This window comes from Pseudomonas sp. AN-1 (genome assembly GCF_034057115.1).
Taxonomy (GTDB): Bacteria; Pseudomonadota; Gammaproteobacteria; order Pseudomonadales; family Pseudomonadaceae; genus Geopseudomonas.
In genome coordinates, this window is sequence record NZ_CP139195.1 from 977100 (window position 1) to 995716 (window position 18617).

General features: G+C 64.3%; 22 protein-coding genes and 1 tRNA gene. 10 read left to right on the top strand and 13 right to left on the bottom strand.

The window, feature by feature from the left end; translation table 11 throughout:
- Positions 1 to 2: 2 nt before the first annotated feature.
- The 11 genes from SK095_RS04325 to SK095_RS04375 form a co-directional block, all read right to left on the bottom strand.
- Positions 3 to 260 carry a hypothetical protein gene (locus SK095_RS04325; protein WP_320548006.1) on the bottom strand — a complete coding sequence of 86 codons (258 nt, stop codon included), beginning with the start codon at positions 258 to 260 and terminating at the stop codon, positions 3 to 5.
- A complete protein-coding gene (locus SK095_RS04330; RefSeq protein WP_320548007.1) occupies positions 257 to 565 on the bottom strand; it encodes a hypothetical protein in 309 nt (102 codons plus the stop codon). Before SK095_RS04330 ends, SK095_RS04325 begins: the two co-directional genes overlap by 4 nt.
- Positions 562 to 792 (bottom strand): hypothetical protein, encoded by a 231-nt coding sequence (locus SK095_RS04335; RefSeq protein ID WP_320548008.1) that lies wholly within the window; start codon positions 790 to 792, stop codon positions 562 to 564. The genes SK095_RS04330 and SK095_RS04335 overlap by 4 nt, the downstream gene beginning before the upstream one ends.
- Positions 789 to 1106 carry a hypothetical protein gene (locus SK095_RS04340; protein ID WP_320548941.1) on the bottom strand — a complete coding sequence of 106 codons (318 nt, stop codon included), beginning with the start codon at positions 1104 to 1106 and terminating at the stop codon, positions 789 to 791. The genes SK095_RS04335 and SK095_RS04340 overlap by 4 nt, the downstream gene beginning before the upstream one ends.
- Positions 1107 to 1462: 356 nt before the next feature.
- Positions 1463 to 2137: a KilA-N domain-containing protein gene (locus SK095_RS04345; RefSeq protein ID WP_320548009.1), complete on the bottom strand. Its 675-nt coding sequence runs from the start codon at positions 2135 to 2137 to the stop codon at positions 1463 to 1465.
- Positions 2134 to 2388, bottom strand: a complete 255-nt coding sequence (locus SK095_RS04350; protein ID WP_320548010.1) for a transcriptional regulator — start codon at positions 2386 to 2388, stop codon at positions 2134 to 2136. Before SK095_RS04350 ends, SK095_RS04345 begins: the two co-directional genes overlap by 4 nt.
- A gap of 111 nt (positions 2389 to 2499) precedes the next feature.
- Positions 2500 to 3417, bottom strand: a complete 918-nt coding sequence (locus SK095_RS04355; protein ID WP_320548011.1) for a hypothetical protein — start codon at positions 3415 to 3417, stop codon at positions 2500 to 2502.
- 104 nt (positions 3418 to 3521) lie between these two features.
- Positions 3522 to 4835, bottom strand: coding sequence for a tyrosine-type recombinase/integrase (locus SK095_RS04360; RefSeq protein ID WP_320548012.1), 1314 nt, complete (start codon positions 4833 to 4835; stop codon positions 3522 to 3524).
- 171 nt (positions 4836 to 5006) lie between these two features.
- Positions 5007 to 5093: transfer RNA gene (locus tag SK095_RS04365), tRNA-Leu, on the bottom strand.
- Positions 5094 to 5670: 577 nt separating this feature from the next.
- Positions 5671 to 6078: an outer membrane protein assembly factor BamE gene (gene bamE / locus SK095_RS04370; RefSeq protein ID WP_320548013.1), complete on the bottom strand. Its 408-nt coding sequence runs from the start codon at positions 6076 to 6078 to the stop codon at positions 5671 to 5673.
- Positions 6078 to 6764, bottom strand: coding sequence for an alpha/beta hydrolase (locus tag SK095_RS04375; protein ID WP_320548014.1), 687 nt, complete (start codon positions 6762 to 6764; stop codon positions 6078 to 6080). The genes bamE and SK095_RS04375 overlap by 1 nt, the downstream gene beginning before the upstream one ends.
- A gap of 474 nt (positions 6765 to 7238) precedes the next feature.
- Between SK095_RS04375 and SK095_RS04380 the strand changes: the two genes are divergently transcribed.
- The 3 genes from SK095_RS04380 (at position 7239) to SK095_RS04390 (ending at position 10633) form a co-directional block, all read left to right on the top strand.
- Entirely contained in the window at positions 7239 to 8441 is a 1203-nt protein-coding gene (locus SK095_RS04380) for an ISL3 family transposase (RefSeq protein ID WP_320546462.1), read from the top strand.
- Between the two features lie 183 nt (positions 8442 to 8624).
- The gene (locus tag SK095_RS04385; protein ID WP_320548015.1) at positions 8625 to 9047 is read left to right on the top strand and encodes a tyrosine-type recombinase/integrase; all 423 of its coding nucleotides are present in this window, start codon (positions 8625 to 8627) and stop codon (positions 9045 to 9047) included.
- On the top strand, positions 9044 to 10633 hold the full coding sequence (locus SK095_RS04390) for an ABC-F family ATPase (protein ID WP_136488590.1): 1590 nt from the start codon (positions 9044 to 9046) through the stop codon (positions 10631 to 10633). Before SK095_RS04385 ends, SK095_RS04390 begins: the two co-directional genes overlap by 4 nt.
- Before the next feature lie 59 nt (positions 10634 to 10692).
- Here SK095_RS04390 and SK095_RS04395 read toward each other — a convergent pair whose 3' ends face one another.
- The gene (locus SK095_RS04395; protein ID WP_136488591.1) at positions 10693 to 11526 is read right to left on the bottom strand and encodes an undecaprenyl-diphosphate phosphatase; all 834 of its coding nucleotides are present in this window, start codon (positions 11524 to 11526) and stop codon (positions 10693 to 10695) included.
- Positions 11527 to 11850: 324 nt separating this feature from the next.
- Between SK095_RS04395 and SK095_RS04400 the strand changes: the two genes are divergently transcribed.
- The gene (locus SK095_RS04400) at positions 11851 to 12453 is read left to right on the top strand and encodes a hypothetical protein (RefSeq protein ID WP_136488592.1); all 603 of its coding nucleotides are present in this window, start codon (positions 11851 to 11853) and stop codon (positions 12451 to 12453) included.
- A 5-nt stretch (positions 12454 to 12458) separates the two neighbouring features.
- On the opposite strand, the gene SK095_RS04405 is transcribed toward SK095_RS04400, so the two are convergent.
- Positions 12459 to 12926 (bottom strand): DUF3429 domain-containing protein, encoded by a 468-nt coding sequence (locus SK095_RS04405; protein ID WP_136488593.1) that lies wholly within the window; start codon positions 12924 to 12926, stop codon positions 12459 to 12461.
- A gap of 384 nt (positions 12927 to 13310) precedes the next feature.
- Between SK095_RS04405 and SK095_RS04410 the strand changes: the two genes are divergently transcribed.
- From SK095_RS04410 to SK095_RS04435, 6 genes are all read left to right on the top strand, one after another.
- A complete protein-coding gene (locus tag SK095_RS04410; RefSeq protein WP_320548016.1) occupies positions 13311 to 13730 on the top strand; it encodes a hypothetical protein in 420 nt (139 codons plus the stop codon).
- Between the two features lies 1 nt (position 13731).
- Positions 13732 to 14310 (top strand): adhesin, encoded by a 579-nt coding sequence (locus tag SK095_RS04415; RefSeq protein WP_201485866.1) that lies wholly within the window; start codon positions 13732 to 13734, stop codon positions 14308 to 14310.
- A 58-nt stretch (positions 14311 to 14368) separates the two neighbouring features.
- On the top strand, positions 14369 to 15730 hold the full coding sequence (locus SK095_RS04420) for a hypothetical protein (RefSeq protein WP_320548017.1): 1362 nt from the start codon (positions 14369 to 14371) through the stop codon (positions 15728 to 15730).
- A 63-nt stretch (positions 15731 to 15793) separates the two neighbouring features.
- The gene (locus SK095_RS04425; protein ID WP_320548018.1) at positions 15794 to 16474 is read left to right on the top strand and encodes a C39 family peptidase; all 681 of its coding nucleotides are present in this window, start codon (positions 15794 to 15796) and stop codon (positions 16472 to 16474) included.
- 64 nt (positions 16475 to 16538) lie between these two features.
- Complete coding sequence (locus SK095_RS04430) at positions 16539 to 17273, top strand: hypothetical protein (protein ID WP_320548019.1); 735 nt, start codon at positions 16539 to 16541, stop codon at positions 17271 to 17273.
- Positions 17274 to 17314: 41 nt separating this feature from the next.
- Complete coding sequence (locus tag SK095_RS04435; RefSeq protein ID WP_201485868.1) at positions 17315 to 18577, top strand: hypothetical protein; 1263 nt, start codon at positions 17315 to 17317, stop codon at positions 18575 to 18577.
- The last annotated feature ends 40 nt before the right edge of the window (positions 18578 to 18617 follow it).

Consider the following 18617-nt stretch of genomic DNA (forward strand, 5'->3'; position numbering starts at 1 on the left):
GGTCAGCCCTCTACGGTGTCGAGGTCGCGGCGCAGGCGCTCGCCTTCGCTGCTCAGGTAGCCGGCGGAGTCGTCGCCGAGGTACTGGGCAAGATCAGCCAGGGGGCGGACGTTGCGCCCCTCGTTGTGCTGGGCGTCCAGCTGGATGGAGCGCGCAACGGCGGCCAGCCAGCGGGCCATGTGCTTCCCGTAGCTGATGGCGTCCAGTGCTTCGCTGGCGATGTCCAGGGCGGCGCTGTGCTTGGTACTGGCCTTGCTCACTTCGCACCCCCTTTGCGCTGGGCAGCGGGCTTGCCGGCAGCAGCCAGCGCCCTGTCCAGGTCTGCGGCTGCGCTCTGCGGCGCCGGCAGCTCGTCGGGGTCGAAGGCGTCGCACAGGTCGTAGGCGTCGCGCTTCACCAGCTCGGCGAGGGCGGCCACGGTGTGCGCCAGGCCGTCGAGGTGGGAGGGTTGCAGGTGGTGCTCGGAGGCATCGGCGCCCAGCAGGTCAGCGATGGCGGACAGCCCCAGGCCGACGCTGATAAGCAGGTTGCCGGTGTCGTAGGCGAAGCGGTCGCGGGCGCTCATTGCGCACCCCCTTGCAGCAGCGCACGGCGGCTGTCGGCCAGGGCGTCGAACTCGGCGCGCAGGGTACGCCAGGTGTCCATGTCGATCAGGCGCAGGTCTTCCAGGGCGCCGAGCATGCCGACGGCTGTGCATTCCTCGAAACGGATGCTCTCGGCGGTCTTGGCCTTCGCCAGGCGCTTGCGGGCGGCCTCGATGATCTGGGCAGGGGTCGGGGCGGGACGGCTCATTTCGCACCCCCACGGGCTTCCAGAGCAGCCAGGGCGCGAACGTGGCGCAGGTGGTCGCGCAGGTTGAGCGAGTCGATACGGACGGACTTGCCGGCCTTGAGCCAGGCCAGGGCGGTGCGAGGGTCGCGGGTGCTGGTGGTCTGCTGCTGAGCAGCATCGCCTTCCAGGGCACGCGCCACGCTCATGTGGTGGTTGTAGCGCTTGAGACGGACAGACAGGGAGGAGTCGGCGCTCAGGGCGGCAATGGCCATGGCGCGGTGGGCAGCGGCGCGTTCGCGGAGTGCGGACGGATTGAGGGCGTGGTCTTGCATCATGGGTGGTGCTCCTTTTGCTGGGGAGCTGCCACCGTTCGCGGCCAAGCGAATTGGGGTGGCAGCTGTACGCGGGTTGGCCGACCGGGGCAAAAGGAACCCGGCACGCCCGAAGGCGTCCCACGCACAGCCGCCATAACACGAAACTGCGGGCACAAAAAAAGCGCCTGCGTTCGGATATGGGCGCTTGTGCGCCTTTTGCATGATCGGGCGGCCAAGCCCGGCCACGGGATTTACCGTGACGCCTGCAGAGTAGCGGCGACGCGCATAGCTTGCAACCCCCTGTTTCGTGCAATGCATGCTGCCGTGACCAATGTCGGGTTTCCCGGCATTGCTCGTCGTCATGCTGATAGCTGTACTCATGCCGCGCGTCCTCCAGCCAGATACTTGGTCTGCAAGCTGCGCACATAGCCGAGCAGATTGGCCTTGCGCTCGGCATAGGCCATACCGCTGGCGATCAGCACCGAGTCACGCATCTCGGCCAGAGTGACAAGCTCCAGCTCGGCCACGCTCAACTGCTCGCGGTCGCGGCCGGCGAATGCCCCGGTGATGACCTCGTTGATGAGCCGGGCTTCGTTGATGAAGTGGTGACGCTGGGGCGCCTTGCCGCGCGCCTCGCAGTTCAGCGCCAGCGCATCGCACACGGCCCGGTAGCCGAGGGCCGCACCGCGGCGAGCATCGCCCCAGGACGGCCCGGCAGTGCGCAGCAGGTCGTCGATCTGCAGGTCACACCAGACGGCGAAGTCATCGGACAGCCAGCGAGCGAAGGCAACAGCGAGCTTCGGGTGGAGCCACGTTCCGCCGTGCTTTCCGCGCTTGGTCTTGATGAAATCCGAGGCGCTGTAAATACCAGATTTCCCGGTATTTAGGTTTCGGGCCAGGGCCTCGATGTAGCTGGCGGTACTGGACAGGGACGCCCAGTCGTTCACTCGCTTCCCGAACTGCTCGGCGATCTCCGTCGCATGAAGCCAGCCATCACAGTTGAACCGCACCTGCTGGCCGTTGTAGTCGAAGGGGATGATGCGCGCAGTCATACCACCACCTCGCGCGCGCTCAAGCGGGCTGCGAGATAGGCCTCGATCTCCTGCCGCACGAAGTAAATGCGGCTGCTGCGGTGCTCTCCGTCTTTCAGGGGCGTGGGGAAGTTCGGATCGCGAGCGCGCAGCTTATCCACCCCGGAGCGGGTGCGGCGCATGACGCGCTCCACGTCGGCCATCGTCCACAGCTCTGGCAGACTGCTGGCGCTGGTGTTGTACGGGGTTGCGGTTTGGTTGGTCTGGTTCACGTTGTGTGCCCCTGATTTCGGAATCGACGGGGCACACGGTATGGATCAGGCCGATATGTCAGGAAGTGGTGACATAGTGACACGTCACCATGTCATGTCCTTGTGCCACGGCTACAGCAGATCGACGCGCTTGATCGCTCTCGCCAGCTCTTCGGCCTGGCGCACTGGAACCCCCTTCGAAACAATGGAGGCGACTACCAGCTTTTGTAATGGAGGCCTATCGGGATCGAAGTCTTGCCAATGCTCTAGGGCGGCTTCTAACGTTGCCTCCAGTTGCTTTGTGGCATAGGGGAAGGTCAAGCCGGTGGCGGGTGTTTCGGGCGGGTACTCGGCATGTTCGGCCGTAGGCGCCAGCTGGCGCAGGCGCTCAATCTCTGCGGTGGCGGCGGTCAATTCGTAGCCCTTCCTTGTGCTCTCGGCTTGAGCGAATGTCCATCCGTCATGTGCTGCGCGGTGCTCCCGGCGCAGCGCCTCATAAGCGGTCTTGGCGTTTCCCAGCTGCTGGCGCAGGTCTGCGGCCTCTGCTTCGGCCTGCTCTGCTCGCAGCTCTGCTTTGTGCCGAGCCGCGCGCTCTTGCTCCAGCTCTTGGCACAGGACTTCAGCTTCGCCGGTGCGCTCTGCAGCGCCGTTCATCTTGGAGGCCAATGCTTCAATGTCGGAAGGCTTGAAATAAAATTCGTTGCACGCTTCTGCCTCGTCTGCTGCCTCCCAGTGATCTTTATTCGGGTACCACGCTTGATCGATTGGGTGCTCCCAAAATTTGCCTTCAAGCTGGAGCCATTGAGTCGACATGGCATGTCTACGCCCTATGACCTTCTGATAGCCTTCCCCCGTACATTTTCTCTCATCTCCGTCAGGATCAACCCAGATACCTTCTAGGTCGGTAGCATTGATATAACAGTCGCATTGCCCCGCCTCACATAGTTGCAACAGATCCCACACGCTCAGGGGAGTAGCAGTCATGTCATGCAGCCAGTTAACGGCCTGTTCTGAGCCCAGCCACGACAGCAGCCGGTAAACCTTTTCCATCGTTACGCCCTCCCAGGCGCTCCCATTTCCTGAATAGATCGGCCAGCCGGGCGGGTGGGAAATCCGCTTTTCGCCCCGTCGGGCTAGGCTGGCCGGTAACCTGGCTATGCGCGCTTGATCGTCACCACGTTGCCACCCGCCTCGCCACGGTGAGCGAAGTCATAAGGGGTGATGAACTGCTCCCGGCAGGCATCCAGGTAGTCGCTCCACCACTGGCACATAAGCCGGCGCTCCTCGATGTGCTCGGCCTTGTGGATGTAGGCCGCGCGCACCCCGTTGCGCTCTTGGTGACTCATCTGCCGTTCTACTGCGTCACGGCTCCACAGCCCGGACTCCACCAGGGCGGAACAGGCCATTGCCCGGAAGCCATGCCCGCATACCTGGGTCTTGGTGTCGTACCCCATGCGACGCAGGGCGGCGTTCACCGTGTTCTCGCTCATCGGCTTCCAGTGGTGGTGGTCGCCGGGAAAGACCAGCTCATGCCGACCGGTGAGCTGTCGCACCTGCTCCAGCAGCGCCAGCGCCTGCCGGCTCAACGGCACCAGGTGCGGCGTCCCCATCTTCGCGCCACGGTGGGAGTGCTTCACGCCTTCGATGGCGGCGCGCTCGCCGGGGATCGTCCACTGCGCGCGGGCGAAGTCGATTTCCTCCCAGCGGGCAAAGCGCAGCTCGCTGGAGCGAATGAACACCAGCAGCGTCAGCTGTACGGCCAGGCGGGTCAGTCGGCGCCCGCTGTAGGCGTCCGCACGCCCCAGCAGCTCGGGCAGGCGCTCCAGTGGCAAGGCAGGGCGGTGGCTCGCCTTGCGCGTCGCAGTGGCCCCCAGCAGGTCGCGGGCGGGGTTGCTGTCGATGTGCCCGTGCTGGACGGCCATGCGCATGATGCCGTCCAGGTACTGCCGCAACCGGCTGGCCAGGTCCAGGGCGTCGCGCTGCTCGGCAACCTTCAGCGGCGCCAGCAGGTCTCGAGTTTTCAGGTCGGCCACCGGGCGGGCGCCGAGCATGGGGAACAGGTGCGATTCCATGCGGCGCAGGATGGTGGCTGCATGGGCCGGTGACCACTTGCGAGCGCCGACCGCATGCCACTCCAGGGCGATGGCCTTGAAGGTGTTCGCCGCTGCGGCGGCGGCCTCGATCTTGGATTGCCGCGCGTGCTCGATGGGGTCCACCCCAAGCGCCAGCAGCTCCAGAGCCTCGGCGCGGCACTGCCGTGCCGCCTTCAGCCCCAGCGCCGGGTAGCTGCCGAATGCTGTCAGCCCTGCACGCCCATCCGGCTTCGTGTACTTGAAGCGCCAAGACTTCACCCCCGAAGGCTTCACAAGCAGGTAGAGCCCCTGCCCATCGAACAGCTTGTACTCCTTGTCACGGGGCTTCGCGGCCTCGCACTTGGGGTCTGTCAAAGGGATAACCGGGCGTGCCATAGGGATACGTTTTCTCACCGAATCGACGTATCCCCAAACGTATCCCTAAACAGCGGGAATATCCAGCGCAAGGCGGGCAAATCCGGGCGCAAAAAAACCGGCCACAAGAGCCGGTTTCTCTGGCCTTCCCTCTTGCTCGGGCGAAAGCAGGAGCAAGCGAAAGCATGTCAATGGTGCCCGAAGCCGGACTCGAACCGGCATGACCTTGCGGCCGAGGGATTTTAAGTCCCCTGCGTCTACCGATTTCGCCATTCGGGCGGTAGCGCGTCGATGTGCCGCCAGCGGCACGGGGCGGACTATATACAGTCGCCCGCCTACGCTGCAAGTTCGGCTGAACTTGCCGGCAAATAAAAAGCCCTGTAGATCAATGATCTACAGGGCTTTTCTTGTAGTGGAGGCCGAGGTCGGAATCGAACCGGCGTACACGGATTTGCAATCCGCTCCCAAAACCCTTGAACGGCGCGCATTCTAGCCGATTTCCGTGCCAGAACCAAGCGAAGCCGAAACCCCTGAAAGCCGCATGCTAGAGCGGTCGGATTTCGAGTTCTAGCACTCATTTTGCCCTCCTCCTGGGGGCTCGCCACCCCGCAACCCCATGACCAGCGAGCCGGCTCCAGTAGCCTCACGCACCCTGCTCGCACATCCAGCTGAGGCGGCCCTGCGCCCTACTCCGCCACCAGATGCCGGTCGATCAATCCAGCCACCTCGTAAGCATGGGTGAAGCCCAGGTCGTGACCGCCGCCGGTGAAGAAATGCAGCTCGGCACGGGGCTGGCCGACGCGGACGGGGCAGCGAGGTGGACAATCAAAGCGTTCCCCCCTACCGCCCGCCGAAATCAGTGCTGGATGATCGATGAATGCGTGACTCCACCTGCATCGTCAAAGAAAACATGAAGATCGTTGTAGTCAATGCCCAGGCCACTGCACATGCCGAGCACATAGCGGTACTCACTCGGTCCTTTGAAGTCAGGCCTGCCCAGCACCCTCTCGACTTCCTCCCTGGAAGTTCCGGGGACCAACAGGCGGCCTCGTACATCCTCGGCCATACCGCCGCGATAGCAGGTTCCGTCCATGGCATCCGTTGTAGGAGCGCGCCACTTTTCCGGATCGAAATCCTCGGAGCTGAAAACTCCAGCCGAGCCCCACCAGACAAGCAGCCCGAGCAGCACTACCAAGGAAAAAACCACTGCAAGCACAGCAATCGCTGCAGCTTTGAGCGCTCGCTTGAAGCTCCATGCCGCCATCAGCCCTGCCCCCCCCCATCGAGATGCCCATGGTTCGCTACTCGCAGTGAGACGCCTGATGACTGCGTTTGAAGGGGGGACGCAAGATGCCTGTCGATCAGCCTCGCCACCTCGGCCGCATGGGTGGAGCCCAGGTCGTGTCCACCACCGGGGATGACGTGCAGCTCGGCGCAAGGTAGAAGCTCGGCGAGGCGCTGGCCGACGCGGACGGGGCTGATCGGGTCGGCGTCGCCCCAGAGCAGCAGCACGGGCATGTGCAGCTCGGCCAGCCGGGCGGTGAGGTCGGTGCGGTCGTCGAGGAACCAGCGCGGCAGGTTCGGGTTGGCGGCGGCGAAGTCCGGGCGCCAGTCCTGCGCGCCCAGGGCGAGCATGTCCACCCCGCCCGAGGTGACGGTCAGCACCAGGTGGGTGACCTGCTCGGGCCGCTCCAGCGCCGTGCACACGGCGACGATGCCGCCCATGGACTGCGCCACCAGCGCGGTGGGCTGGTCGATCTCCGGCAGCACGCGGGCCACCAGATCGGCCATGCCGGTCACGCTCGGGTCGGGTGGAGTGCTGCCGAAGCCGGGCCAGCCGATATGGACCTGCTGCGCCGGGTGGGCGAGGCGCTCGGCGGCCGGGCGCCAGAACTCGGTGTTGCCGGAGGCGCCGGGGAGGAAGAGGAGTTTGGAGGGGGATGCGGTCATTGATCATCCTTGATCGGTGGCGAAATGGACTGCTTAAAGCAAGGAAGACAAGGCTGCACCGCAGTCTACCCTACGCGCTGCGGCGCTTTGCCAGAACAACAAAATGGATGGTCGCCACGATCGGGGCAGCAAAAACAGCCCCTGCAAAGCTGGCCCCGACGAGGAACAAACTGATGCTGCAGGCAGCCACCCCCAACCCAAGCCCGAACAGTTGAACCGGCTTTCCCGGCCAGTGCCGATCCGCGACCAGATGGAAAGCAAGGTTTGCCGCCGAGACAATGCCCCAACAGCCACATACAACGAGAGCCGTGCCCAGAAGCCAATCGTCTCTGGAGGCGCTGCTAGTGGCCAACAGCATTGGAGGCAGAAAAATAGGGTTCTTCGCGGGATCGTGGGGAAGAGCGGATTGACAGACAGGGAAGCAGGTAAATTGGCAGTCGCCAAACACACCAACGCCTGCCCCCTGCTGTCACCGTGCATCCTATTGATCTTGCTGCTTTCTGGCCAGGCTACGACGTTGTAGCCTGCAGCCATTCCGTCGAAAAAAACCTCACGCTGACCCTCGAACCCCGAGCGGCCGACCTTCCACGCTGTGGTCGCTGTCAGCAGCCCAGCCCCCTGATCCATGACCGACGCATTCGCCTCGTTCGCGACCGGGATCTGTTCGATCAGCGCGTCCAGTTGCGACTCCCCATACGCCGAGTGGACTGCCTGACGTGTGGGCGAGTTACCGAGCACATTTCCTGGTTGGCCCCGGCCTCGCGGCTGACCCGCCGGCTGTGTTCCTGGGTCGAAACCCTGCTGCGGTTCATGCCCATCAGCCATGTCAGCCAGCTCACCGGGCTGCACTGGCACACCATCAAGACGCTGGACAAGCGGCGTCTCCAGGCCGCATTCGGCACCTTCGAGCCGGGCGATGTGCGCCGTCTGGTGATGGACGAGTTCGCCCTGCACAAAGGCCATCGTTACGCGACGGTGATCATGGATGCCGAGCGTACCCGCGTTCTGTGGGTTGGCCTGGGTAACAGCCGCAAGGCCATACGCCCGTTCTTCGAGCAACTCGGTGAGCGCTGCCAGCAGATCGAGGCTGTGGCGATGGACATGAATACGGCCTTCGACCTGGAAGTGAAACAGCACTGCCCTCAGGCCGAGGTTGTGTACGACTTGTTCCATGTGGTCGCCCGCTACGGACGTGACGTGATCGACCGCATCCGGGTAGACCAGGCCAATGCCCTGCGCCATGACAAGCCCGCTCGCCAAGTGGTCAAGCAGAGCCGTTGGCTGCTGCTGCGCAACCGGGAGAACCTGAAGGAGGATCATGCCGTTCGACTGCAGGAGTTGTTGGCAGCCAACCAGCCACTGGCCACGGTCTATGTGCTCAAGGATGCGTTGAAGGAGGTCTGGTACGCACCCAGCGTGCGGGAGGGCTGGCGGCGCTGGCGAACCTGGCTGAGGCATGTCCGGGAGAGCGGCTTGGCGCCGCTACAACGCTTTGCCCGCAACCTCCAGCGCTATGCCCGGGGCATCCTCGCCAGTGCACGATTCCACATGCACACCAGCCTGCTGGAGGGGGTGAACAACCGGATCAAGGTGATCAAGCGCATGGCCTATGGCTTCAGGGACGCCGATTACTTCTTCCTGAAAATCAAGGCCGCCTTCCCCGGGAAAATGCGATGAACCCTTTTTTGCCCGAACTTCGGAGCGTCACCCCTCGCCCTGCAGCTCTTCGCCGGCGCCGAAATCAGGCCCCGGCATATCGCCCGCGGTCCTGCCTATCCTCCCCCCGCCATCGCATCGCCAGCAGGAGACTTCCCGCGCTCAAGGTCGATAGCAGCGCCATCCTCATGGTGCTCGGCATGGTTGCCGTCGCTCCCCAGCCGCTCGCCGGAGCGCGACCTGGCATTCCCGGAGTCGCGCTACGCCTTCCCGCCCGCGAAGATCGCCGAGCTCATCACCCAGTCGTCGACGACTGATCGCTATTTCAAGCAGGCTCTGGCCAAATTAGGGATTCGGGACCGTCCGCAGTACAATGCTCGTCACACCTACGCGACCATGTGCCTGATGAGCGGGATGAACCCCGCGTTCATCGCGTCCCAGCTCGGGCACAGCGTCCAGATGCTGCTGTCCACCTACGCCCGCTGGATCGACTCCACGACCGACTGGCATGAGCTCGACAAGCTCGATACGGAACCGGCCAAGCCCACTGATAAAGCGCCGGATGGTACGAAAGTGGTACAGCTCACAACGACACCCTGCTACAACCCGCGAGATAGAGCCTCTTGATTTCCACCGCTAACATCACCATGCAGTTCGGCGCCAAGCCGCTGTTCGAGAACGTTTCCGTCAAGTTCGGCAACGGCAACCGCTACGGCCTGATCGGCGCCAACGGCTGCGGCAAGTCGACCTTCATGAAGATCCTCGGTGGCGACCTCGAGCCGTCCGCCGGACAGGTCATGCTCGAGCCCAACGTGCGCCTCGGCAAGCTGCGCCAGGACCAGTTCGCCTACGAGGACTGCACGGTGATCGACACCGTGATCATGGGCCACGAGGAACTGTGGCAGGTCAAGGCCGAGCGCGACCGAATCTACTCGCTGCCCGAGATGACCGAAGAAGACGGCATGAAGGTCGCCGACCTCGAGGTGCAGTTCGCCGAGATGGACGGCTACACCGCCGAGTCGCGTGCCGGCGAGCTGCTGCTCGGCGTGGGCATTCCGCTGGACCAGCACTTCGGCCCGATGAGCGCCGTGGCGCCCGGCTGGAAGCTGCGCGTGCTGCTGGCCCAGGCGCTGTTCGCCAATCCGGACGTGCTGCTGCTCGACGAGCCGACCAACCACCTGGACATCAACACCATCCGCTGGCTGGAAGGCGTGCTGACCGCGCGCAACTCCACCATGATCATCATTTCCCACGACCGCCACTTCCTGAACAGCGTGTGCACCCACATGGCTGACCTGGACTACGGCGAGCTGCGCCTGTTCCCGGGCAACTACGACGAGTACATGATCGCCGCCACCCAGGCGCGCGAGCGCCTGCTGTCCGACAACGCCAAGAAGAAGGCGCAGATCGCCGAGCTGCAGACCTTCGTCAGCCGCTTCTCGGCCAATGCCTCCAAGGCCAAGCAGGCCACCAGCCGCGCCAAGCAGATCGACAAGATCCAGCTGGAAGAGGTCAAGCCGTCCAGCCGCGTCAGCCCGTTCATCCGCTTCGAGCAGACCAAGAAGCTGCACCGCCAGGCGGTGACCCTGGAGCACGTCAGCCAGGGCTTCGACGGCGTGCCGCTGTTCAAGAACCTCTCCATGCAGATCGAGGCCGGCGAGCGCGTGGCCATCATCGGCCCCAACGGCATCGGCAAGACCACCCTGCTGCGCACCCTGGTCGGCGAGATGGCGCCGATGGACGGCGAGGTGAAGTGGACCGAGAGCGCCGAGGTTGGCTACTTCGCCCAGGACCACGCCGACGACTTCGCCGACGATGTCACCCTGTTCGACTGGATGGCCCAGTGGACCCAAGGCGGCGAGCAACTGGTGCGCGGCACCCTCGGCCGCATGCTGTTCAGCAACGACGAGATCAAGAAGTCGGTGAAGGTGATCTCCGGTGGCGAACAGGGCCGCATGCTGTTCGGCAAGCTGATCCTCAAGAAGCCCAACGTGCTGGTGATGGACGAACCGACCAACCACCTGGACATGGAGTCCATCGAGGCGCTCAACCTGGCGCTGGAGAACTACCCGGGCACGCTGATCTTCGTCAGCCACGACCGAGAGTTCGTCAGCTCCCTGGCTACCCGCATCATCGAGCTGTCGGAGAACGGCGTGACCGACTTCAGCGGCACCTACGACGACTACCTGCGCAGCCAGGGCGTCGCGGCCTGATCTGCCCCCGATGAAAAACGCCCCGCACTTGCGGGGCGTTTTTCATTCTGAACGCTCGCTCAGCCCTGCGCCGTGCTCCAGTCGATCATGCCCAGCTGCCAGGTGGCGAGGATCAGCAGGCCGAAACCGATGCGGTACCAGGCGAATACCGCATAGCTGTGGTTGGCGATGAACTTGAGCAACGCCCGCACAGCCAGCATGGCGAAGATGAACGAGGTGACGAAGCCGAGGGCGAACACCGGCAGGTCGCCGCCGTTCTCGAACAGGGCGCGATGCTTGTAGCCGGAATAGACCGCGGCACCGACCATGGTCGGCATGGCGAGGAAGAAGGAGAACTCGGTGGCCGCCTTGCGCGACAGGCCGAAGATCAGCCCGCCGATGATGGTCGAGGCCGAGCGCGAGGTGCCGGGGATCATCGCCAGGCACTGGGCGCAGCCGATCTTCAGGGCATGTTTCCAGCTCATGTCGTCCACCGCATGCACCTCGATGGCATGCTGACGCTTCTCGGCCCACAGCATGACCAGCCCGCCGATGACCAGCGCGCTGGCCACGGTGATCGGGTTGAACAGCCAGTGTTCGATCAGGTCGGCGAAGGCCACGCCGAGGATCACCGCCGGGAAGAAGGCGATCAGCAGGTTGCAGGTGAACCGCTGCGCCTGGCGCTCGCGCGGCAGGCCGAGCACCACGTCGAAGATGCGCTGGCGGAACTCCCAGACCACGGCGAGGATCGCGCCGAGCTGGATGATGATGTTGAACGCCTTGGCGCGGTCGCCGCCGAAGCCGATCAGGTCCGCGACTATGATCTGGTGACCGGTGCTGGAGATCGGCAGGAACTCGGTCAGTCCCTCGACGATTCCCAGGATCAGCGCCTGGATGGCGGTCCACAATTCCATGCAAGAACTCCCGTCACGCGCCCCTGGCGCGTCCATTTCCGTGATTGATAGCTGCCTGGCCGCAGCCCTGCGCTGCATGGCTGACGGCCGGGCGGCATCCTACCAGAGCGCGATCCGGGGTGCAGGTTCCGGCATCGCGCATTGACCGGAATCAAGGCGAAGTAGCACTTTGCCACCCCACACTCGCAGATGACCGACGTCCGTCGCAAATCCGCGCAGCGCATCTGGTCTGCCGATATCCTGCCTGCGCATACTGCGCCCCCGAACCCACGCCCGCCCCGGGCAGCATCCCCTCGTCATGGTGTCATCGCAGTGACTACATTCATGAGCCCCAAGGGAATCGACCTGAGCAGGAAGCCGAACCCCGACCTGATCTGGGATCTTGACGGACTACACGACCGCGCCCAGGCGGAGCGCCTGATCCGGCTGTTCGAGAACCGCCTGTGCATCCATGCCGGCTCGGTGAACCAGCTGTACACCGACTACAGCCTGTACTTCCCCGCCGGCGGCAGCCACAAGATGGTGGTCCAGCCCAGCACCCACGCCATCCTCGACACGATTCACCACATTTCACCGCTGGCGGTGGTCAAGACCGGCCTGTGCGTGCTGCCGGGGCACTTCCAGAACCAGCGGGGCCTGCTGCTGGCCCTCATGGGCAGCAACGGCGAACCGCTGCAGGCGCGCCCGCTCAAGAGCGCCCTGGCCCTGATCATCAGCAGGCTCAAGGCCCGCGGCGAGGCTTTCCTGCCGGTACTGGTCAAGGGCGACCTGCGCGAACTCGACCAGCGCATCCCCTGCCTGCACCTGCACCGCCTGCAGCTGTGCGACCTGCCGCACCTGTCGGCCTTCGAGCGCAACGAACTGCAACGGACCGTGACCGACAAGCTGCTGAAGCTCTGCCGCGAGGCCGACCAGTTGAGCTGCTGAGCGGCTCAGGCCAGCAGCACACCGCCCCAGGCCACCAGCAGGCTGATGCTGACCGCCACGGTCAGCGGCTTGCGCAACGGCTTGTACCAGATCGGCGCCAGCCCCAGGCGCACGGCACGCAGGTCGGCCAGGTACAGGCCGATGAAGGCCAGGATGAACACGGGAATCGCCAGCGCCACCGGCATGCCGAAGGAAACCGCCGCCCAGCCGATCAGCGGCGGTATCACCGACAGGCCCAGCTGCATCTGGGCATTCAGGCTGTCTTCCTCGGCGCGCATCGCCAGGCCCCAGTGGATGGCTCCCATGAAGGCCAGGATCACTGCCGAGTAGTCGAGCAGCGCGGTCAGTACCAGCGGGCGCCAGCCGACCGGGGTGAGCCAGATGCCCAGGGCGCCACTGATGAACGGGATCAGCCCGGCCAGGCCGAGCAGCCAGGCCAGATGCGGGGGGCGGGTGGCAGTGAAGGGATGCATGTTTTCTCCTTGCGCTCGGCGAATGGCTGGCATGCCGCTGCAACAGCGGACTGTGTTGCACGCATGATACAGATCGGGGCCGGCAAATAGCGCGTTCCTGCGGCCCGGCCGCCCTTGCGGGGGGACTGTATCAATCCTGCAACACCCGCAATTTCCCTGCAGGCCGCGGATTTGCTGGCCCCGAGACCTGAGCGGCTCATTCGGGTGTTTCAGCGGGTTAACACCTTTCCCCGCCGTTTTCCCGCCGTATCCGCCAAGCCACTGATCTGATTGGGTTTTCGAGAACTGGCACGACACCTGCGATACAGACAGCACGCAACAGGGTCTGAACGTGCAGGAAACGCTGCCATGGATCGAAAAGCTTCAAGGATCTCTCGCTCGGCAATGCTGCTGACGATCGCACTGACAGGTGCAGGAACAATCACTCCTGCGCTCAGCGCCGACGGTGTCATCGTCATCACCCGCGACGTGCAGCCGCGGGTCGCAACCCGAGCCCCGCTGGCTCCCGATCCGAATCCGAACACGGTCAGCGCCAAGGCAGCCATGGGCAATCGCACCATGGCCGCGACCGAGCTGAGCGATGGCGACTTCGCCAGCATCTCCAGCGGTGCGGGCCTGCAGCGCCAGGTGATGCCGGGCGGCCAGCTCCCCGGCCTCGGCGCATCGAGCGGCGAAGCCGGCCGGGGCCTGCCCAACATGCGGGCGGGGCACTCGGGGGGCGCCGGCGCCAGCATCTCCAACCAGGTCAACCGCAGTCTGCAGCAGGGCCTGGCCCCACTGAAAGCCATCACCGGAGATCGCTGACATGCGCCGCATCAGTCTGTTCATCGGCCTCGCCTTGCCGGCTCTGGCTCTGGCCGAGCAGGTTCCTCCGCACAGCCAGGCCCTGATCGAAGACAGCGGACGCAACTACCAGGGCGTGCTGTCGATCAACCAGGCGGCAGGCGATCAGCATCAGCAGATCAACGCACGCGCCCTGGCTATCGGCAGCGGCGCGTCCGCGACGACCAACTTGCGGCAGCAGCAGGTTCTGGAGAACCCCGATCTTTCCCGGAACATGCAGTCGAGCATCGAGGGCAATGCCTTCAGCAACGGCAACGGCGTACTCGGCGTCAACCAGTCGAGCGGCGCCGGCAGCCAGCAGATCAACTCTTTCCGCACGAGCGTGGGCGCTCCCGTGGAAAGTTTGGACGACAGCATCCTCGCTCAGCAGAGCGTGGTGCTTTCGCAGGACTCAGGAGCAGCTGAGTCGGGGCCGGGAGCCAGGATCGTCGGTACCGACGACCGGGCCTTCGCCGGCAGCAGTGGTGTAGTTCAGCTGAGCCAGAGCGCTGGGGTGGGCAACCGGACGGTAAACAGCCTCAGCATAAGGGTCATGGATTGACCTGAAACCAACGCAAGTCCAACACGTGTTGCATAAAAAAACTGCAAGGAGAACCACCATGAAAGCATCGATGACCCTGAAACCGCTGGTGTTCGCCATTGCCGCCGCAATGGCCATCTCGGCACAGGCCGGACAACGCCACCACCATCAGCAGCAGTCCTACCTGCTCGACCGCAATGCCGGTGACGCCACCGCCGAGGTGAAGCGCGATCAGTACATCGGCCGTGGCACCCACGTGACCGACGAGGGCACCCAGAACAGCGTCGACATGACCGACACCCTGAGCGACAACGAAGGTAACGTCGGCGCCAACATCGCCGCGGGCAGCATGAACCAGCAGGTCAACGACGTGGCCATCGCTACCGCCGACGAAGCCTTCGTGTTCGGCTCGGCACGCGCCGAGATCGACGTCGACCAGGAAAACCGCGACGGCATCGTCAAGTTCAGTGGCTCGAACGCCGTCACCACCAGCGGTTTCGGCAACAACGCCTCCGGCGCCGTCGGCATCAACGTGGCCTCCGGCAACCTCAACCAGCAGGCCAACGCTCTGGCCATCGCCACCGCCCGGGGCTGGTCTGCCACCGCCGAAGTCGAAGGCGATCAGAGCCTGAGCGGCGCCGCCGTGTACAACGAAGCCGCCGGGGTGACCTACACCACCTCGCTCTCGGTCACCAAGGACTCCAGCAAGTCCCACAGCGCGAGCGGCTCCGCGAGTTCGAGCTACGAGTGGGCCAAGGCCAACGAGGAAAGCAGCTCGTACTCCAAGAACGCCTCGGGCTCCTTCAGCGCCCATCATGACTCGTCCTCTACCGCCGATCATGACTACAGCTCCAGCCTGAATGCTTCCATCGAGAAGGACCACTCGGGCAGCGCCTCGGCCTCCTGGACCAAGACCCTCGACATCGATGCCGACGCTCATGTGCTGCTGGATGTCGACCGCAACCGCGGACGCGGCCCGGACTTCCACGCCGATGCAGAGGTGGATGTAAGCGTCGACGCCAGTGGCTCCTGGGGCAAGGACTGGCAAGCCGAGTCGGCCGGCAGCGTAGTGGCCAGCCTCGACAAGACCTCGTCGTACTCCTCCTCCGAGACCCACGACGTCAACAAGAACTTCGAGTCCGACTTCAGCGCCTCCGAGGAGTCCAGCCACTCGGCCAGCGCCAGCGGCAGCGCCAGCGGTCAGTTCGAGAAGGCCTACGAGGAGGCCAGCAACAGCAGCCTGGCAGCCACGGCGACCTTCACCAAGACTCGCGTGTTCATCGACCCGGTTACCAACACCATCAGCCTGGATAACTCGCTGAACGGTGCCAGCGGCAACCTGGGCGTGAACGTGGCCGCCGGTTCCAACAACCAGCAGCTGAACACCATGACCATCGCCGCCGGCTGCAACGCCTGCAGCAACGGCAACGACGACCTCTAATCACCATGCACGAAGGGAGCCCTGCGCCCGCAGGGCTCCCCTTCTTTCATAGGGAGGTGTGCAATGCGTCTGGTCATCCTGCCTGTTCTGTGCTGTCTGAGTGGCGCCCTCCAGGCCGCTCAAGTTCCGATGGCCGTCCTTCCGGGCGGCGCACTGGCTTTCAAGCAGGTCGAGAGCATGCGCGAACAGCGCTTCAGCAACCTGGTGGAACAGAAAACCGATTTCAGCTGCGGCGCTGCCGCCCTGGCCACCATCCTGCGCCAGGCCTACCGCTTCGATGTGGACGAAACCTTCGTGATCAACGGCATGCTCCTCGGCGCCGACCACGAGCTGGTGCGCAACCAGGGCTTCTCCATGCTGGACATGAAGCGCTACATCGAAAATCTCGGCATGCGCGCCCGCGGCTATCGAATCGAAGCCGATGGACTGGAACGACTCAAGATACCCGTCGTCGTCCTGCAGGAGATCCGCGGCTACAAGCATTTCGTCGTCCTGCAGCGCACCCAGGATGGATTCGTCTACATCGGCGATCCGGTGCTCGGCCACAAGCGCTACAGCCTCGAAGACTTCACCAAGGGCTGGAACGGCATCGTATTCGCCGTGATCGGCCCCGAATACGACAGGGCCAACGCCCTGCTGAGCCCCCCGGAGCCCCTCACCGCCCGGAAGCACCTCGATGGCTTCCAGCCGGTCAAGGACGCCGAGCTGATGGAGCACGGCTTCATCCAGAGCGACTTTTTCTGATAGCGACGTACTGCAACCCCCTGCCAGTGGCAAGGACATTGGCAGAACGCCTGCGGAGGTCACCATGAAGCTTCATGTCCTACTGGCTGCCAGCTGCATTGCCGCCAGCATCTCGGCTCACGCCAGCAATCCGTTCGAAGCGGTCGAACTGAGCGACCAGGAACTCTCCCAACTGCGCGGCCGTTTCGTGATGCCAGGACGCATCGTTCACTTCGGCGTGACCATGTCCAGCCAGTGGCAGAACGCCAGTGGCCAGGTACTGGGCGGCAGCGTCAGCATGCAGGTCAACGAGAACATGTTTGAGCCGCAGTTCACCGTCTCGCTCCTGACCAACGATAACGGACAGGGCGCACCGACCGCCGGCAACGGCCAGGTCACCGGCGGCGCCGGACTCTCCGAAGTGCAGGGCGTCAGCCAGAGCGTACGGGCTGCCGGCGACTTCAACACCGCTCTCAACGGTGTCTCCATCAACATCAGCCGGGGCAGTTCGGCGCCGACGGCGAGCGGCGGGAGCCAGGGCTTCAGCGGCGTCATCGAAGGCAGCTCCAGCGCCGGCAGCGTGCGCATCAGCCCCAATGCCGGCGGCCTGCAGATCGCGATCCAGGCGCTGGGCCAAGGCAACAGCCTGCAGCAGATGGGCAGCGGCGGCCTGCAGCAGCACACCGTTATCGGTGGATCCAGCAACACGGTCACCAACCTGGCGACCCTGGATGTGGTACTGCGCGATCGCGGCCTGAACGGCGATCAGTTGCAACTCAACTGGAACCAGCTGCGCGACCTACGGCCGGTGGGCTACTGATCTACGCTTGAAGCACCATCCAACCGATAGGGACTTCGCTCATGTCTCGTTCATATCCGCTTCAGATTGCAATAGGTGTCGCTGCCCTTCTTCCATCCACCTTCCTGCATGCAGCTACAGAGGCAGATGTAGCGGCCCTGCAACAGCAACTGCTCGAACTGCGCCAGCGATACGACGCGCAACAGAAAGCCCTGATGGTACTGGAACAGCGCGTGCGCGAAGTGGAAGCGCAGCCTGGGGTCCCCCAACCCCAGCGCCTGGCACGCTCTCCTTCCTCCGGCACGCAAGCGACAGGTTATGGAGAAAGCCTGCGTGAAGACAACACGCCCGCCCGCAGCGTCGGGGACATCTACGACAAGGCCAGCGGCTTCTTCGGCGAAGGCAGGTTCAGCCTGGAAACCGGTCTGACCTACAGCCACTACGATGCCCGGCAGATGTTCCTCAATGGCTTCCTCGCACTGGACGCCATCTTCCTCGGCAACATCGGCGTCGACCAGATCGAGTCGGACAACTTCACCTTCGACCTGACTGGCCGCTACAACCTGGGCAACCGCTGGCAGTTCGACCTCAACGTGCCGGTTACCTACCGCGAGACGACCTACGAATCGGCCGGTGCAACCGGTGCCGGCGGAGGGGCCGGGGGTGGCACCAACACCTTCTCCTCGGAAACCGTCACCCGCGACCCGGCCATCGGCGATGTCAGCATGGGCGTGTCCTACAAGTTCCTCGACGAGGCGCCAGGACGGCCGGATGCGGTCTTCAGCCTGCGGGTCAAGGCACCGACCGGCGATGAGCCCTATGGCATCAAGCTGGTCCAGTCGCCCACCAACACCAACCTCACCGTGCCCGAGGAGCTGCCCACCGGCAACGGCGTGTGGTCGGTCACCCCGGGCATCGCCCTGGTGAAGACCGTCGACCCCGCCGTGCTGTTCGCCAACCTCTCCTATACCCACAACTTCGAGGAGTCCTTCGACGACATCAGTTCCACGCCCGGCCAGAAGCTCGGCGGCAAGGTCAAGCTGGGCGACTGGTTCCAGTACGGCCTGGGCACTGCCTTCGCCCTCAACGACCGCATGAGCCTGTCCTTCTCCTACTCGCAGCTGATCGGCCGGAAAAGCGAGATCAAGCCCGACGGCGGCGACTGGCAGACCGTCGACAGCAGCGACGCCAATGCGGCCTACTTCAACGTCGGCATGACCTTCGCCCTGACCGACAAGCTGACCATGGTGCCCAACCTGTCGATCGGCCTGACCCCGGATGCGCCGGATTTTTCCTTCAGCCTCAAGTTCCCCTACTACTTCTGACCCTGCGCAAAAGCCCCGGCCGGATGTGCGTCCGGCCGGG